The organism is Methylovulum miyakonense HT12, from assembly GCF_000384075.1.
Classification (GTDB): domain Bacteria; phylum Pseudomonadota; class Gammaproteobacteria; order Methylococcales; family Methylomonadaceae; genus Methylovulum; species Methylovulum miyakonense.
On record NZ_KB913025.1, the window covers coordinates 3,851,689 to 3,869,305 of the forward strand.

Here is a 17,617-nt window from a genome sequence, read left to right on the forward strand (position 1 = left end):
GTAATGGATGTTGGACGCGGAAAACAGCCGCTAAGATAAGAATATTAAGGGGTACAGCCGACATACGTGTAAAAATAGGACATAGCGGACAAACCCATTTCATATATGCGTATTCCATCCCAAATCAGCGACCGATCCTGGTTGAAAACCTGCACTGATTGAGGGATTACCGGTTAACCATTACGAAATCAAATTTATAATTTATCACCCCCCGGCTCTAACAAGTTTATGTTGCAACTCAATATATGACGTTCACAAAACCTACACACTCGGCTTGACCCACGCATTAAGCGCGTTTACTACTTCATGCTCTGGTAGATACTCTTGCTCTAAACGCCCTCGTTCTTGATTTAACAGGTATTGATAAAAATACGCTTCGCAGTCTGTCAATCCCTCTAAAGTAGCCGGTTGCGCTACGACTGGTTCATTTACAGCGCTATCAGACGAGTATCTATCGAACAAGGCCTGCGTCATCATTACAGGACAGATATTTGGCCTGTACTGCCTAGCCCGGGAAAGCATAAGCAAACCCCAACTATCCATGTCCCCCCAATAGGCAATCAATTTTTTATCCAGCTGATCAGAACATAACCATTGCAGATCCATCCCGGCTCCCAAGATTGCAACGGTATCGGGCAATTCCGGCAAGAGATGGATACACTGCTCGTTTTCAACAACAAGAATACGCGAGCATGGCAGCGTAGTTTCTGCTAGTTCCGACGTTGTGATTCTCAGACGCTTAAATGGCAGTAATCCTTTTTCAAGCGGAACCAACATCACCCAATGATTATTCTCTTCGAGCGCGTCAAGAAAATTAACCAGACCTTGCTCGCTGACTGCGCCGTCAAAACGCTCATCAAGTAGCCGAGTCAAAAATGTACCGTTCCGTTCAAAAAATTTGGTATCTACCCCATGCTCCGCAAGCAAGCGCAGAGGCCTGCCGCGAGCACATCCAGGGGAAAGGGTTGCAGCAAGTTGGACGGTAGCGATGACCTCATTGGGATCTTTTTTAAGCCAAAGTGCGCGCTGACGAACCAATAGAGGACGAAACACCTCTTCAACGCTTTCCACCAATCGCTCGAGCAGCGCATATTCATCGGCGACTGTGGCATCGGCCGCTGCGGCCACCCATTCCGACGGATTTCGCAGGCACCAGCGCACGGGTATGCGAATGGGTTCGGCCCCAGCACGGTAATTGACAAATTCCCATTCCACGTCGCCGATGGCAATACCCTGCCAAGATTGTACGTGGTGTTGAACGGCCTTTATATTTTCCGAGAATTCGCGCGCCGAAGGTTTACCAATGGGTATGATAAGTGGCCAGGCTCCGGGTGATAACAGACGCTCTGAGCGCGTTTGAGCTTGATGCCATTGCCTGGCTAAACGTTCGCTAATTTCAGCCGGCGACTTCATGCTGAGCTTTGATGCGTTGTTGGTGAAAGTCGTCCAAAGCCTCCCAACTTAATGATGTAAGCGTGGATTCCAGCCCCCTCCGGTGCACGACAATGGCCGAGCGGGTGTGGTTACGCAACAAACGCATTTCCTTGTTGGGCGTGATAAATACTGCGTGAAGTCCAAATTCCCGCAGAGCGGCAATAATACGCCCAGCGACAGCATGAGAGCTGCGTGAAAACGCTTCATCAAGCACAATGGTGCCAAACAAAGGACGATTGCTACCATCCGGACAAAGCGCGTAACTCAAAGAAGCGGTGAGCACGTAAGATGCGATGATTTCTTTTTCTCCTCCACTGCCACCTTGCGAGCCACTCCTAGTTTCGATGATATTGCCGGTCTCTCGGTCGATCACTGAAACCTTAAACTCCAACCGGAACCGAGGATCGAGCAAAGCCCTTGCACCCTGCGTGCGGTTACGTTCACAGGCATCTCTTAACAGGGCCACCAAATCTTGCAATGCCTTATACTGGCTTTCGCCGGCATCATCGCTAAAACGAGCTGAATTAAGCTGCCGCTGCGCACGTTGCAAAGTACGCAAGCTTTCATGAACTACTTTATTGGACACCAAGCGCAGGTAACGCCCCGCCTGAAAATCCACCCTGCGCATGGTGTGATTAAGGTCTTGAATGCGTTCCTCAATCATCGACACTTCATTGTCGATATGACTGAGTAGTTGAGTAACCCCTTCGTCGGAAGAGCGGTTCAAATACGAGAGAAACCGATTGAGCTTTTCCGGTAAAGCCTCTTCGGTCAATACCTGCAAGCGTTCCAGATATTTGGGAATGTCCTCCAATTCTCTACCCACTTCGGATAATGCACCCCTGTCTTCTTTTTGGGCGTCGGACATTCGTCTCGCAAGGTCCTGGGCCAGCTTGCTTAGTTTTTCGTGTAAGTTTTTTATCTGCTGCTGTAATGCGACATCTTCGTTACGCTCGAGGTCCTGAATATCATCCAATTGATCGGCAGAAATCCCTGGAAAATTTTTTGCTCCGAGTTGTTTTTGACCGTCCTTCAGTCCGGCCTCGGCGCGCCGAAACGCTTTGCGTTTTTGTTCAACGGCTCGGTCAAAATCACCTTGCAACCGAGCACAGTCTCCTACTGCCTTCTCGTGTTTCTTCTCAATTGCTTTCAACTGGTTCTCAGCATCCCGCATCGCCAACTTTGCAACGGCCGCATCGGAATTAGGACTGGTTAATGCTTCGAGTCTATTGTTTAGCTCGGTAAGCTTTTGTTCGGCCCCCGGCAGATCGATTTGCTCAAAATCTAAGTTTTGCACTTGCTCCAGGATTAACGACTGCGCCGTTAAGCGTTCTACAAGCGCTCTGGCAACCTCAAGCTGTACCGTCGTCTCATTCACCAGTTGTTTGGCACTACCGATTTCTTGCTGCAAGTATGCAAGACGGTCCCGGTTGTCGAAGCCGGTTAACCAATCTTCATCGAGACGTTTTTGATCCTGTTTGTCGAAAAAACGAGATTGTCCCGACATCAACCCTTGAACTGTCATCGCGTGGGGGGTGTAACGCAACCGTTCAGGACGATCGACACAGTGCCGATCAATACCTGCCAACAAATCCTTTACGACTTCACGATAGGAATGCTCCTTATAACTGAGTTTTCGTGTGAAACCATCGTCGAAGAAATTCGCCTTGGATTCTGGCTGCTTCACTTCTAACAAGCGGACATGCAAACGATTATTTCGTTGATTCACCCAGCGCAAAGCCGATTCTGCCACTTCCGGCGGCACCAGAATCCGCAACCGATGGCTACCTATTGCTCTTTCAATAGCACCACGCCAAATTTGCTCGTCTTCCTTGACCTGAACCATCTCTGCCACAAACGGAAGCGACTCATCTGACAACTCAAGGAACTGGGCCAGTGCTTTTCGGAACTCATGGTACAGAGATGGCAGGTTGGAACCTGGCCGGTTCAACACCTCACCGTATTCTTTCTCCAATTTTTCCAACTGGTCGTTGGCATTACGCGTACCCACTCCCCGGTTAAATGCTTCATCCTGCGCTGATTGGATTTCTTCTTTCAACAGCGACAACCGAAATTGAGTTTCCTGCTGGTTAGCTGCAAGTATATCGGCATTGATTTGATCTGGTAGGCCCAGGTTCTGTACCAATTGTTGATATTGCCGCGCATGAGCAGCACGTTTCTCCCATGTTTTTCGCCATTCCCCGATCAGCTCCTCCAGATCCTCGATGCTGGAACCACCCGCGTTTAAATATGCTTGCCTTCGCGTGTCGACTTCTTTCTTTTTGTCTTTTACCTGTGACTCCAGACTTGCTTTAACGTCTTCAGCCTGCTGCCAAGCTGTTTTCAGCCGTTCGGCCTCCGATTTCCATAACCGATGAGCTTGTTCGGCAAACCAAACGGGCAAAATTTGTTTGAGGGTTTCCTTTTCGAGCAATTCCTTTTCAAGCAGCTGATGTTTTTCCCAACCATCGGCAATAGGCAGCAATGAACGCTGCTGCCTACGAGCGATCTCCAATTCCGTGTGAATTTCGGTAAGGTCATCAAAGCTATTGGCAACCTCGGCCGCTCGGTCGAAGGCCGAATGATCATCTAAAACCAACTCCCGAAAAATTTCATCGATACTATTCAGCTGCTTTAGGCCTGCCGCACGATTGAGCAAGGTGAACGCGTTTTCACCGACATCAAAATAATCTCTCAGCCTCGCCAGAAAAGCTTTTTTACTTGGGTATGTCCATATACCCGTGCTGTCTTTTTCCATTTGGCGCAACGCGCGCATACCACCTTCATGGTGAATAGTTAACCAATATTCCAAAGTATGTTCAGGTGACTCAGTAAACAACCATAGCTTCTTCAAATCTGAAGCCGTCGAACTAGTGTCTTCGAACCACAACAGAGCTCCCAAGCGAGTCAGCTTGTCTTCGTTTCTAAATGTGGCCGCAATAGCGGTTACAGTTTTACCAGGACGAGCAATGTGAGACTGATCAGTCCCACCATCACCAGGACCGGAAACGCCACGAACATACGACACTAAATCTCGATCACTTTCGTGGCCACCGGTCGATGCCAAGTTGTAGCGAGGATTTGCGCAAAGTAACGTCATTAAGGCATCGACTAATGTCGTTTTGCCGCTGCCGGTTGGACCGATCACTGCTGTGCCGGCAGGGTCAATCGCTGCCTGATGCCTGCCATTGAATCCCCCCCAATTAAAAAGCTCCAACTGGCTAAGAATCAGGGTTTCACTATTCCCAAAAAGATCGACTTGGTTCATTCCAACTCATCCTTGTCATCATTTGCTTCTCCTGCGACAGAAGTTTGTTCACGAAGCCAGCTCAATAGTGCTTGTAGATTCTCTGGGTTAGCTAAGTGGGCAATAATTGGCCGGATGGTCACACGTTCATGAGAGTCGATGGTGGATACTAGGCCATGCCCTTTAAGCTGATCCAGCAAGTTAATGATTCGAGTACGCTCTTTGGCATCGCTACCGAGATCTCCTAGATAAATCTGCAACTGAGGTATCAATTCGTCTATAGCAACGACAGCATCACTAGCACCCGTTCCAGACTCCTGCTCATAGACAATAAACTGTTGTCTGAGTATGGCGACCAACAACGACTGTTCCAAATTAAGGCGTTGTCTTCGTACCAAAGGATGTGCCCAATCATCCTGCTCCGTCACTTTGCTCTGCCGCACAATAACAAAGACCAAACCCCGCACCTCGTCTATACCCATAGCCAGATCCAAGGGTTCCAGAATATCCGAGAGTTCTTGAACGTGACTTATCGCGATTCGGTAAAGATTCGGTTTGTGAATCTCCTCCAGTAAACCGTATTTGAGCAGTTCCTGTACGGCTTCACGCAGTCGGCGGTTGGTGCGTTGCTCATCATTCGAGTCAACTGTCGAATTTCCCAATACGTCACCATCAGATGCCTCGTCAGTCCCTTCGAGCGGTGATTCGTCTACGCCATCCTGATCAACAGAACCGCCAGTTATCCGATCAAAAATCCCTGCCACAATCACAACTCCCAATCAATGCTATCCAGTGCCTTGTTATCGAGACTGGCGTATGGCAATCGAAACAGCCAGCGGCGCTGCTCGTCATCGATCAACTCGATCTCTTCGGATTGATCCTCAACTATCGGGATACCAGCCTCGCGTGCCATACCCAACCACAGCGCAAAAGTTTCCAAATCATGAGCCGGTGGTAAAAGATGAGCCAGTTCCGCGATACTCAGCGGTCTATCTTCGGCCGCTAGAATTGCCAGAGTGTCCTTGATCAGCGTTTCCCGATCCAGACCGTCAAGGGCCGCCCAAAAATCATCGTCAATCAGGCTCAGATCCGTTGAATCTGTACTTAAGTTGAGGTCTGCGCTTACATCGTCATCCAGGGATTTAAATCGCAAACGCTCGACCAACGGCAGCCCAGAAACGGCCACGCCCACGGGTGGCAGAGGAGTCCGTTTGCGCCGTACAGCCTGACGTTGCCAATCCAAATTCAGTGCAACATTCATAATTTCGGAAAGCAGGCTTCCAACCCGGTGATGCTCCGCCGCCAAACCGTTTTTCAAGAACCCTTTAACGTCCCTTTCGCTGCGTGCCCGTGCTTGAAATACTGCTTCCGATTCCTTAACCAGTCGCATTACCAACCAGCGTAATTCGCGCTGTTGAATCCTTGATAATGCTTTGGATACAGTCGGATGACTTAAAATTGTTCTCAGACGTTCCTTCATTTGGTCCAATTCAACGGACTGACGAAGCTGCTCCTGAAAGCTTTCAAAAACTCGCCCCTCCGGTGTACTTAACAGCGTTTCGTGACCCTCCAGCAACCGATCGACGATCTCTCCCCGGTGATATTGTTCACTAATGATTGATTGCCTGAGCTCCCGATCCGCTTCACGCCATGAATCTTCCACTCGGCGAAAATCTGCACGAAGACTGGTAGATAGGCTGAATACTTCCCTAATACCTTCAACCGCTTGAGTCTCATTCAGTACCGTGAAAATCCCTGCCTCTGCTTCCGACAACTCAGTTTCCAAATCTTTAATCTTACGTCGCAAACTGGAAATGCGACTGGCAGCGCTGGGATTAAGCCCCATTTCCAAATTTTCGATCTCGCGCTGTACTACGGATAAACGGGACGCCGTAGAGGTCATTATGCGATTGTCCAATGACTCGACAAAATGTATCGCCGTTTCCAGGGCATCGGTCGCATAGAGCCTGCCTTCCCTTTCCACGATCAAGTGCTTAATCCAAGCCCGAAGCTCACGCCCAGCCTGCAAGTGTATGTTTTCCGGTTCGATCTCATAAATCTCTTGGCTCACATAAGATGCCAGCATTTCAGAGAGCGCGTGTAGGGCCTCATCCATCGGAATACCATCATGTGCCTGTTCAAACAGCGTTTGCAAGCAGCCAAGCACCAAAGGCGCACGACGGGACGCCAACAATTTCCAAGCAGGATGCTGCGATCGCGCCGAAATGTAGCGGTGTGTACGTTGTTGCGCTGTTTCTTCCATGGATTTTATTTTTCAAGAAGTCGGCCAAAATGGATAACCAATTACATTCTCTACTCCAAAAATATTTTCGACTGTAGGAAACGCATTTGCTGATAACTCCTGAATAAATAAAATTGCCAAGTTATGTTTAGCTCTTGAGTATGACACATAAAAGAGGCCTCTATTTCTTTCAAAAATTATATATAGACTGGAAACCATTAGTTCTAGTAAATATCCCCCGGCAAAGCCGTGGGATTTATATTGTGAACCGCTCAAAGCGGTAAACGGGATCGCTAACGTGGCTCCAATATAATAGCCACCTAAAGGTGGCGCTCAGTTCCAAAGACTCAATTGCTCAATTCGTTGGCCTTCTTGCTCTTGGTGACGGACATGCTCCCGAATCATCGTCTCATTCCGACCAACCGTCGAAACAAAGTAACCTCGTGCCTTTATGCCCTTAGGGTACAAAAGTGCTGCCCGACAAAATTACTTTTTTTATCTCCATAGACCCGCGCCATATGGATAGCACTTTTGCCTTTGATGTGGCCTATCACCTGCGACACGGCGTACTTCGGTGGGATCGAAATGGGTTTTTAGGCTTTAGACCACCATAAAATCAGCTTCGGTGACTGCCAAGCCTTTGCCAATGATAGCAACCAATACTGCAGCGATGGCCCCCACTACCATCGGCATCATATTGCACAGCACCTGTGCTGGTGTTGTAAAGGATATGGTCAGTATTATCAACTACGTTACCGTTGCCTATAATTTTGAAGGCATCTGCCGCTAACTGGCCAGTGGCCGTTAATGCTATAAAGACTCTGTTTTCGAGTTTGATGGTGTCATCTGTGACGGAAAAATCAGTAATTACATCGCGGTTCGATTTGCCAATTGCCGTGTTTAAAATAAATACATCTTTTCCTAACCCCCCTGTCAAAACATCATTCCCCAAAAGGCCGTTTAGGACATCATTACCAGCACCGCCTAATAATCTATTCTCGGCAGTATTGCCAATTAAAATGTCATTAAATCCGCTACCATTGAGACTTTCGATATTTAGCAATGTATCAATTCCCTCACCTTTGGTATTTTGAGCGTTGGTAAGACTTAAATTAACATAAACACCCGCTGTGGCATTCCAGTAATGCGCCATGTCAATACCATTACCTCCATCAATAAAGTCATTACCTTTACCGCCCATTAGATTGTCTGCACCGTCACCTCCAGTAAGAACATCGTTTCCGGCTCCTCCGAATAAGCTATTGCTTAAATCATTCCCTGTTAGGGTGTCATTAAAGCTGCCACCATTAATGTTTTCTATACTGATTAACGTATCCATACCTGCACTAACCGTATCCTGATAACCTATTTTGTTTAAATCTACGACAATGCCAGAGCTTGCATTCCAATATTGTGCAATATCAACACCGTTGCCTCCATCAAGAATGTCGCCACCAAAATCGTCATCACCACGGAGGCTATCATTACCTTCCCCTCCTTTCAGGGTGTCATTGCCACCCAAGCCAGCCAAGCTATTCGCCGCATCATTGCCTATCAAAATGTTATCAAAGCTATTGCCTACACCATTGATTGCTCCAGGAAGTAAATTCAAATTTTCCACAAATGCAGCACTTCCCAGCAAGGCAAAATTGACTGAGCTGTATACGGTGTCAATATCATAAGCAAAGCCATATTCTTGGACACTATCCCCTGTGCTGTCCACCCAATATTGATCCGCCCCTTCTCCGCCAACCATGGTGTCATTTCCTGTGCCACCATCAAGTTTGTCATTACCACCATCACCATAAAGCCTGTCATTACCGGCTAGGCCATTGAGCGTGTCGTCTTGATCGTTATAACCATACAGCACGTCATTACCAACCGTTGAAGGGCGCAGGACTTTGGCCTTGATGTCGGCCCAATCCCACACGACACCATCACTGAATTGGAACTGCTCAATACGACCATCCCACTGAGATGTAAAATAGTCATTAACTTTCAATTGATTGCCAGCCCCATAAACCAAACGCAAACTGTCTTCATTTGGAAAAAATATTCCTTCGATACGAATCCGATTGATTTGGATAATATCCGTTGAGGCGACATTGCTGAATTTCACTAAGTAATTACACAAAAGTAACCCGGTATTCATCGCCGAATTTTGAAAGGATGTCCAATACGGCCTGTTTCAATGTCCCGTAACTGGCATAGCACGATAGGGGCAGCCATTCATACTTGATCTTGCGCCAGACGATTTCGATCAGGTCGGGCTCAGGGCTATAGGGCGGCAGATAATGCAACACGACACCTTGCGCCATCCAGTCGTCGCGGCGTGCCAAAAAGGCGCGGCTGGTGTGCATGGAAGCGTTGTCAATAATGACGACGCACGGTTTTTTATGGACGGCGTAGCCGTCGCCATAGTGTGCGGCAAACAGGTCGAAGGCCCCGGCCACCTGTTCAGTTTTGACGCTCCCTTCAACGGTGTGGAAAAAAGACCGGCTGTCCCGGGAAACAAACCCCAGGACATTGAGGCGCTGGCTATGGAAACAGGGGATTTCCAACGTCNGGCCTTTGGGTTGCCAGGCGTAAGGCACGGAGGACGNGGTGCTGAAGCCGGATTCGTCAAAATAGAACAGGCTGATTTTGTCTTCATCGGCCCATTGTTTCATGACGGTTTGGATGTCCTTGGCCTTGGCAAAGCCCTCGGCACAACGCCTGCTTTTTACGGAGCGCCTGCACCGCCGCCATGAATAACCGGTTTTTTTAAAATGCGCCTTAACGTCCCGGTCGCCGACTTTTTCCGGGTCCGGGCCTCCAGAAGGGCTTGGGCCTGCTTGATTTGGCGCGGTTCTTCGTCCAATTGGGCCCGGAACAGTGCGATTTCTTCGGGCGTGTAAATCGGTGGACGCCCGGGGCGCGGTAAATCCCCAAGCCCGCCGACACCTTGCGCGTTGAAGCGGTTGATCCACTGGCTGATAGGGTCACGGTCAACCTGGAAAAGGCTTGTAGCTGGTTTATCGTATGCCCGCTGCCGCTCAGCAACAAGGCGTGGGCGCGTCTTCGCACCTTAAAGTTTGGGTGGGTCTTGTAAAGCGCATCCAACTCTTGCTTGTCTGTGTCGCTGAGTGGCCGGACAAATTTTAAACGTGGCATGGGGGCGGTGGCTCAAAAAGCTTATATTTTATACCATAAAACTTATGTCAAATTACTTATGTCATTGCCCGAATAGTCATAAATAGTATCCAGGCCATCGGCTTTGGCAATCAGGTAGGTATCGTCACCATCCGAGCCAATTAATTGGTCATTCCCTGTTCCACCATTTAAGCTGTCATCCCCACCCAAACCATTTAAAGTATCATTTCCCGCCAAGCCATTGAGCGTATCATTTTCATCATCATAACCATATAAGGAATCATTTCCGTTAGTCCCCAATTTAAATGCTTTGAGCTTAATGTCTTCCCAAGTCCATGTCACACCATCGCTGAATTGGAGTTGTTCAATGCGATGGCTATCTTTAGGAACATTAAAACCTTTTACGTTAAAATATTCACTGATGGTCAACTGGCTATTGCTGCCGTAGCTTAACTGAAGATCATATATGGTATTAATACGGGAAACATCGGTTATGTCAGTTGAGGCGACATTGCTGAATTTGACGGTATCTGCCCCACTTTCATCAAAAATAACATCTTGGCCATCTGTTTTAGAGATGAGGTAAGTGTCGTTTCCAGCTCCACCAAACAGTGCGTCATTACCTACACCACCAGTCAGCTTATCATCGCCTTTATAACCGAAGAGCTTGTCATTACCCGCCAGACCATTTAAGGAATCATTGATATCATCACCATACAATTCATCATCACCATTGGTCGCTTGCAAAACTTTTGGTTTAATTTCGTTCCAACCCCATGACACACTGTCGCTAAATTGAAACTGATCCGCCCGATAATATCCATTGGCATCAAAATATCCTTGTATCTTCAATTGGCTATCGCTGCCATAATGTAAAAGCAAATCCTTTCCGTCGTTAATCCTTACAACAGAAGTAATATCGCTTGAAGTAACGTTACTAAACTTAACGACATTACCAAAACGCATCCCATTTGCTATTACATCTTGTCCGTCATTCTTGGCGATTAAAAAAGTATCATTTCCAAAATCGCATTCCAGTAAGTCATCACCTAAACCACCATTTATAATATTATCTCCGTAACCACCTTTCAGTATGTCATTACCTAAACCACCGTTTAGGTTGTCATCCCCATCACCACCTTCCAGTAAATCATTACCTAAGCCACCATTTAGGGTGTCATTCAACAAAAGCCCGTATAATTTATCGTCACCCGCCAAGCCATTTAGCACATCATTTCTATCGTAGAAACCATAAATTATATCGTTGCCGTCAGTGCCAGGTGTCGAGGCTTTTTCTCTGATAATTTTTTCGTCCCATGTCACACCGTCGATAAATTGGATTTTTTCTATTTTGTTATCTCCTTCCCAAAAATAATTAAAACAATCCGTCACCGTCAGTTGGCTTCCAGAACCATAGCTCAACTGCAATGACCTGCCATCGTCTCCTACTCTTTTTATTTCCGTGATGCCTGTTGAAGCCAAATCCGTAAATTTTATGACATCAATACCTCCATATGTATTTCCTTCATTAATAGTATCCTTTCCATCATTAGCCGCAATCAAATAAGTATCATCACCATCCGAGCCAGACATATAATCGTCGCCTGTCCCACCGTTTAAAATGTCATTATCACCAAACTCAGGCCAAAATATGCCTCCAGCCAATAACCGATCATTGCCACTGCCACCTTCCAATACATCGTTACCAGTATAACCATACAAAACATCGTCACCTGCCAAGCCTTTCAATATGTCGTGTTCATCATCATAACCGTACAAGACATCATTACCGTTGGTACCGGGTTTTAAAGCTAACGGCTTGATTGCTTGCCAATCCCAAACAACGCCATCGCTAAACTCAAATGAAGCCACTGGAGGAAAACCATAGCTCGAAAAATAACTATCTACGAGAAGCTTTCCTTTGCTATATGTCAAAAGTAATGGCTATGTCACCGTTAATTATGGAAGCCTTAAACGACGCGGCTTTAAGCAAAAACTACAATCCGCATGAAATAAGGCTTTTCACAGAAAATAAAATTTCTTCAACAATTAACGGTGACATAGCCAAAGTAATTGACCTTCTGAAAGCCTATCTACCGAGATAATTTCAGTCGAGGCCAGATCAGTAAATTTGACAACATCCTCCCCGCCATTGAAATTATGAATTTTATCTTCACCATCAGCATGGCCAATTAAAAACGTGTCATTGCCCCAACTACCATCGAACAAATCATTGCCTAGGCCACCAGTTAAGGTGTCATTACCTAAACCACCATTGATGTAATCATCGCCATCGCCTCCATTCAGATTGTCATCCCCACCCCATCCATAAACCTCATCATCCCCAGAAGTGCCTACATAAATATTGTCCTTATTATCGCCGTTATAAATTGCCATCACTCATCACCATAAAATTAAAGTTGCAGGGAGTCTTTAAATAAATGTCCAGAATTTTAGCTTATATATGAAATTAAGCGAGGTACTATTCCACTTTTGAAAATGGAATTTGGGTTATTTTTCAGAAAATTATGGATAAACGACGAGTAACAGTGATTTTAGCTTACGAATAAGCTAAAACCTTAACGGAACAAAGTCTTAAAAGGCTATTGCCGGCAGGGATCTCTTGGGAATAAAGATTTCAGGACAAACCAATAAACTGGTCGCCAAGAGTATGGCGACCCAATCATCACTGAAAAAACACCGCCAAGCTAATCAACGCCGCACCCGCTATCATCGCCCACATCGTGCTGCGTTGGTGGCTATCTATCTGCTCACGCAATAAGGCCAGTTCGCGTTGTTGGGCTTCGGCTTGGTGTTGGGCGTGGGCGGCGTTGTCTAGGGCTTTGTAGACCAGAGAGGGGATTTCGGGGAATTGTTGGGCGAATTCGGGGAATTGCTTTAATAATTGGTTGATTTTGGCTTTTGGCCCCATGCGCTCATGGAACCAACCTTCCAAGAACGGCTTGGCGGTTTGCCATAAGTCCAAATCGGGATAAAGCTGGCGGCCTAGGCCTTCGATATTGAGCAGGGTTTTTTGCAACAACACCAATTGCGGTTGCACACGCATGTCAAAACGGCGGGCGGTTTGGAATAGGCGTAGCAGCAATTGTCCGAAGGAAATGTCTTTTAAGGGTTTTTCAAATATCGGCTCGCAAACGCTACGGATCGCCGATTCGAATTCTTCAATTCGGGTTGTGCGCGGAACCCAACCGGATTCGACGTGCATTTCCGCAACTTTGCGGTAATCGCGGTTGAAGAAGGCGAGGAAGTTTTCCGCCAGATAATGTTGGTCGGACAGTGACAAAGAACCGACGATACCAAAGTCGATGGCGATGTATTTCGCGGGCAGTTCCACGAAGATATTGCCAGGATGCATGTCGGCATGGAAGAAATTGTCGCGGAACACCTGGGTGAAGAAAATTTCCACGCCGCGTTCGGCAAGCAGTTTAAAGTCAGCCCCCCCTGCCCGCATTTGTTCGATGTCGCCGACCGGGATGCCGTGGATGCGTTCCATGACCATCACTTTTTGGCGGGTGAATTCCCAATGGATTTCGGGGATGTAGATGATCGCGGATTTTTCAAAATTACGGCGGATTTTGGCGGCGTTGGCGGCTTCGCGCACCAAGTCCAATTCATCCAGTGTGGTTTTTTCAAATTCGGCGACCACTTCCATAGGCCGCAAGCGCCGGGCGTCGGGCGAAAATTTCTCGGCGATACGCGCCAATTCGTAAATCAGGCCCATGTCGGAATGGATACGCTCTTCAATATCGGGGCGCAGGACTTTGACGACCACTTCTTGCCCGGTATGCAAAACGGCGGTATGCACTTGGGCGACGGAGGCGGAAGCTAAAGGGTGCGGGCTGAATTCGGCAAACGCTTCTTCAATTGACATGCCCAGTTCTTTTTCGATGATCGCGCGGGCGACATCATTGCCAAACGGCGGGACGCGGTCTTGCAGCTTGACCAATTCGTCGGCGATGTCATCGGGCAACAAGTCTTTGCGTGTCGACAAGGCCTGGCCAAATTTTACATAAATCGGCCCCAAATCTTCCAAAGCTTGGCGGATCCTGACCCCACGGGCAACCTTGATCTCGGATTGGCGGGTCATCCAATAATAGGGGGAGAAAATCGCCAGGAAACGGATGGGGCGGAAATAAGGTGTTTTTAAGACAATCTCGTCAAGGCCGTGCATCACCAAAACCCAATTGATATGGATCAGGCGCATTAAAATTTTTGGGCGGATCACTGCGTTACCTTTGGTGGCGTTTTGAACCAGCTGGCGAGGCCGCTGGTGTGTTTATAATTTTAATTGATGAAGCATTTTTCCACGAAAAGCACGAAAAGTTGCATGACTTAGTTGGAAAAGGGGCATCTTGTCCAACTTTGTGATCAAGATAACCGCACTCCTAACTAAGCTTCAAGCGTTCAAGTTTTCGGTTAATTCATATAACAGCCAACGTAGGATGGGCTGACGATAGGAAGCCTATCATGGGTGTTGCCGGGATTGATGGGCTTCCTCACGTCAGCCCATCCTACGAAACTATTCGTGTCTTTCGTGGAATTCTTCTTAATCTTCTTTATGCTGATTTTCCAAGCGTTCCACGCGGCTTTGCAAACGGTCAAAATCCAGCCGCAAGTCGTCTATGTGCTGGTAGAACATATCCGCTTCGGGTACGGCAGGCAAGTCCCTGGTTTCTTCTTGCAGGAATTCGGCGGCGTTGAGGCGGAACGTTTCCAGCGTTTCTTTGCTCCAGTCTTGCCCTGCGCGGAAAAACTGACTGAGATTATGGGCGAAACGTTCACCCGTGTACCGGGCCAGTTTGCCTTCCAGATTGATGTCCAATTTGGCGAACAATTCCTGAAACCGCCGCCCCGTGTGCATGTCGCCGTCAATGACCACATCACCCGCAAAAATAGACCGCATCGGTTTGTCGCTGACGCCCATCAAGCCCAACGCCAGCAATGATCCTGTCAATTGTGTGTCGGGTTCGCCTGGATAAACATCAAGCAATTGGATGGTATCGGCCGCCGGACATAAATACACCGTTTCATTAAACGGCGTGACAGTCACGGCGATCACCTTGCCCGCCAAAGGCGCGAGCAAGGCGGGGCTATTGGCATCCAAAGCCAGATATTCACGGAAGGCGGTTTCCAACACGCCCAATAACAACGGCTTAATGACCATGTTAAATTTTATAACCTCTATGCACGGCGACGATGCCTTGGGTCATATTGAAATATTCGCAGCGTTCCAAGCCAGCGTTTTCCATCATCTTTTTTAGCTCTTCCTGCTTGGGGTGCATGCGGATGGATTCGGCGAGATAACGGTAACTCTCTTCGTCTTTGGCAACGAACCGGCCAATTTTCGGCAATATATTAAAGGAATAGAAATCGTAGACTTTTTCGGTGACTTTGTCGGTGGGATGCGAGAATTCCAAAACGATGACGCGGCCGCCGGGTTTCAACACGCGGTGCATGGAACGCAAGGCGGCATCTTTATCGGTGACATTGCGCAGGCCAAAGGCGATGCACACGCAATCAAAGGTGTTGTCTTCAAACGGCAGGCACTCGGCGTTGACTTGGGCGTAGCGGATGTTCGCCAAGCCACGGTCTATCATGCGGTCACGTCCGGTGCGGAGCATTTGCGCATTGATGTCCGCCAATACGACTTGGCCTTCCGGGCCGACACGCTCATTGAATAAGGCGGTCAAATCTCCAGTGCCGCCCGCCAAATCGAGTACATGTTCGCCTTTGCGGACATTGCTGAGTTGTACGGCGATGCGTTTCCAAATACGGTGTATGCCCATCGACATCAGGTCATTCATGACATCGTATTGTTCGGCGACGGAATCAAATACCCCGCGCACCAGTTTCACTTTTTCATCGACAGCGACTTGCTTGAAGCCAAAATGGGTGGTGTTGTCGGTAGTCATGGTCGTTCCTCTTAAATTAATGCGAATTCGGTCGTGTGGTTTTGCGCTGTATGCCTGCCAGTTCCAACTGTTCTAGGTACGCGGCCCACAAAGTTTGATAGTCAGTCCCAAGCTGATAGAGCAAATCCCAGGTGTAAATGCCTGAGTCATGGCCATCGCTAAACACCAGCAAAATGCCGTAATTGCCGATGGGACGGATGTCTTTAATGCTCACGTCTTCCTTACCGTATTGCAAGGTTTCCTGGCCTGGCCCATGCCCGACCGCTTCCGCCGATTGGGTGTAGACGCGCAGATATTCAGCAGGCAGAACGAACACGCTGCCATCGTCGTAGCTGATTTCCAGACGGTTGGACAGTTGGTGATGTTTGATTTCAACCGGTTGGCTGTTGCAGGGTTTGATGTTTAGGCGCATGGGATCAGGGATGGTAAGGGGTAAACACAGGCTTGTGTTCTGGGGTTTTGGCAATCTTAAACGAGATAACGGCTTACTGATGGATTTAGCTGTTTACAATACGCCTTCTTCCAGCAAATCCAAATACATAAATTCCGGGGCTTTTACTCCGGCTTGTTTACGGATTTCCACCAATTCGGGCGATTCAAAAAACGCCTTGGCATTGGCGATGCTTGACCATTGGGAAAAATGCACGATGTGGTTGGCATCGTCGGCAAATTTTAAAACTTGGTAGTTCTGCTCGCCCGCGTTTTTTCTGATGTTCGCCGCGTTATCGAATATGTGTTTCCATGCAGTGTAGTCTTCGACTTCATGGATGATGAGTACGTGGGGCATTTTTCTGTAACTTCCTATTCGTTAGAAATGTTTATATTTCCCAGTCTTCTAAATGCAATCCCGAAACTCTAGAAAATTCTTTGGTATTGTGCGTCACTAAGGTAAAACCGTGGCTTAAGGCAATCGCCGCAATCTGGAGATCATAAGGCCCAATTGGCGTACCTGCTTTGCTAAGTTGGGTACGGATTTGACCAAAATAACGGGCGGCATCGCCATCAAATGGAAACGATACAAAGCCGCCAGCCAAGTCATCAATCAAAGCCAAATTCTCATCGCGCCGTACACTTTTAAAAGCTCCGAAAAATAATTCTGCTTTCACAATATCACACAGAAATATCTGGCCTGGGGGATGTTTCAAAAAATGGGTTTTTACTGGTGACGGCTGAGGATTTAAATAACGTATCCAGACATTAGTATCAGGTAACCACATTATTCTAATTCCAAACGCTGCTCCGCCTCACCTTGGGGAGCGCGTTCGAGAGGCTCGCCTTGCCAAGCCCCGGCTGTGCGTTCAAAAAAGCCCATGGACCATCCTGTTGCGTGTCTGCTACGCACAAACAATAAAAAATCCAACACTTCCTGGGCTAATGGTTCTGAAAGTTGTTCGGCTTCTTGTTTAAGTCGTTCGATGACAGTCATTATTTTCTCCGGTACTGCTGTGTTTTTCGGGATTTAATAAAAGCTTATGCAAATCGGGGTCAACCAAGACGATGCTTGTACCTTCCTTATAACGGCTGGCATATTTTCCACGCACACCGGATTTTATAAGTTCAAGTGAATATTCTAGTCTTAAGTTGTCTTCATTGTTCATAACTATTATGCAAATCCCGTATTCCGCTTCG

At 47.6% G+C, this 17,617-nt stretch carries 16 protein-coding genes and 2 pseudogenes; all 18 read right to left on the minus strand.

Annotated features, from left to right (window positions below; all coding sequences use genetic code 11):
- Positions 1 to 261 precede the first annotated feature (261 nt).
- Positions 262 to 1,413: a DUF3322 domain-containing protein gene (locus METMI_RS0118935; protein WP_019867879.1), complete on the minus strand. Its 1,152-nt coding sequence runs from the start codon at positions 1,411 to 1,413 to the stop codon at positions 262 to 264.
- Positions 1,397 to 4,702: an ATP-binding protein gene (locus tag METMI_RS0118940; protein ID WP_019867880.1), complete on the minus strand. Its 3,306-nt coding sequence runs from the start codon at positions 4,700 to 4,702 to the stop codon at positions 1,397 to 1,399. Before METMI_RS0118940 ends, METMI_RS0118935 begins: the two co-directional genes overlap by 17 nt.
- A complete protein-coding gene (locus tag METMI_RS0118945) occupies positions 4,699 to 5,451 on the minus strand; it encodes a DUF4194 domain-containing protein (protein ID WP_232215316.1) in 753 nt (250 codons plus the stop codon). The genes METMI_RS0118940 and METMI_RS0118945 overlap by 4 nt, the downstream gene beginning before the upstream one ends.
- Entirely contained in the window at positions 5,448 to 6,944 is a 1,497-nt protein-coding gene (locus METMI_RS0118950; RefSeq protein WP_083930403.1) for a DUF3375 domain-containing protein, read from the minus strand. The genes METMI_RS0118945 and METMI_RS0118950 overlap by 4 nt, the downstream gene beginning before the upstream one ends.
- Before the next feature lie 312 nt (positions 6,945 to 7,256).
- Positions 7,257 to 7,510, minus strand: a pseudogene (locus METMI_RS26450) (transposase); the annotation flags it as partial.
- 29 nt (positions 7,511 to 7,539) lie between these two features.
- Positions 7,540 to 9,075, minus strand: a complete 1,536-nt coding sequence (locus METMI_RS24615) for a calcium-binding protein (protein WP_019867883.1) — start codon at positions 9,073 to 9,075, stop codon at positions 7,540 to 7,542.
- Positions 9,050 to 9,784: an IS630 family transposase gene (locus METMI_RS27160; RefSeq protein WP_408630397.1), complete on the minus strand. Its 735-nt coding sequence runs from the start codon at positions 9,782 to 9,784 to the stop codon at positions 9,050 to 9,052. The genes METMI_RS24615 and METMI_RS27160 overlap by 26 nt, the downstream gene beginning before the upstream one ends.
- A pseudogene (locus METMI_RS28335) lies at positions 9,700 to 9,927 on the minus strand (helix-turn-helix domain-containing protein); the annotation flags it as partial. The pseudogene METMI_RS28335 and the gene METMI_RS27160, both read right to left, overlap by 85 nt.
- Before the next feature lie 191 nt (positions 9,928 to 10,118).
- Entirely contained in the window at positions 10,119 to 11,990 is a 1,872-nt protein-coding gene (locus tag METMI_RS0118975; RefSeq protein WP_156829900.1) for a calcium-binding protein, read from the minus strand.
- 114 nt (positions 11,991 to 12,104) lie between these two features.
- Positions 12,105 to 12,452 (minus strand): calcium-binding protein, encoded by a 348-nt coding sequence (locus METMI_RS0118980; RefSeq protein WP_019867887.1) that lies wholly within the window; start codon positions 12,450 to 12,452, stop codon positions 12,105 to 12,107.
- A 289-nt stretch (positions 12,453 to 12,741) separates the two neighbouring features.
- Positions 12,742 to 14,301 carry a ubiquinone biosynthesis regulatory protein kinase UbiB gene (gene ubiB, locus METMI_RS0118985; protein ID WP_019867888.1) on the minus strand — a complete coding sequence of 520 codons (1,560 nt, stop codon included), beginning with the start codon at positions 14,299 to 14,301 and terminating at the stop codon, positions 12,742 to 12,744.
- 321 nt (positions 14,302 to 14,622) lie between these two features.
- Positions 14,623 to 15,240 carry a ubiquinone biosynthesis accessory factor UbiJ gene (locus METMI_RS0118990; RefSeq protein ID WP_019867889.1) on the minus strand — a complete coding sequence of 206 codons (618 nt, stop codon included), beginning with the start codon at positions 15,238 to 15,240 and terminating at the stop codon, positions 14,623 to 14,625.
- A gap of 1 nt (position 15,241) precedes the next feature.
- On the minus strand, positions 15,242 to 15,988 hold the full coding sequence (ubiE, locus tag METMI_RS0118995) for a bifunctional demethylmenaquinone methyltransferase/2-methoxy-6-polyprenyl-1,4-benzoquinol methylase UbiE (protein ID WP_019867890.1): 747 nt from the start codon (positions 15,986 to 15,988) through the stop codon (positions 15,242 to 15,244).
- 16 nt (positions 15,989 to 16,004) lie between these two features.
- Positions 16,005 to 16,400 (minus strand): gamma-butyrobetaine hydroxylase-like domain-containing protein, encoded by a 396-nt coding sequence (locus tag METMI_RS0119000; RefSeq protein ID WP_019867891.1) that lies wholly within the window; start codon positions 16,398 to 16,400, stop codon positions 16,005 to 16,007.
- A gap of 93 nt (positions 16,401 to 16,493) precedes the next feature.
- A complete protein-coding gene (locus METMI_RS0119005) occupies positions 16,494 to 16,775 on the minus strand; it encodes an antibiotic biosynthesis monooxygenase (protein ID WP_019867892.1) in 282 nt (93 codons plus the stop codon).
- Positions 16,776 to 16,806: 31 nt separating this feature from the next.
- Positions 16,807 to 17,205 carry a type II toxin-antitoxin system VapC family toxin gene (locus tag METMI_RS0119010; protein ID WP_019867893.1) on the minus strand — a complete coding sequence of 133 codons (399 nt, stop codon included), beginning with the start codon at positions 17,203 to 17,205 and terminating at the stop codon, positions 16,807 to 16,809.
- Entirely contained in the window at positions 17,205 to 17,414 is a 210-nt protein-coding gene (locus tag METMI_RS0119015) for a hypothetical protein (RefSeq protein WP_019867894.1), read from the minus strand. The genes METMI_RS0119010 and METMI_RS0119015 overlap by 1 nt, the downstream gene beginning before the upstream one ends.
- Positions 17,392 to 17,586 (minus strand): hypothetical protein, encoded by a 195-nt coding sequence (locus METMI_RS27165; RefSeq protein ID WP_156829901.1) that lies wholly within the window; start codon positions 17,584 to 17,586, stop codon positions 17,392 to 17,394. Before METMI_RS27165 ends, METMI_RS0119015 begins: the two co-directional genes overlap by 23 nt.
- Positions 17,587 to 17,617 lie beyond the last annotated feature (31 nt).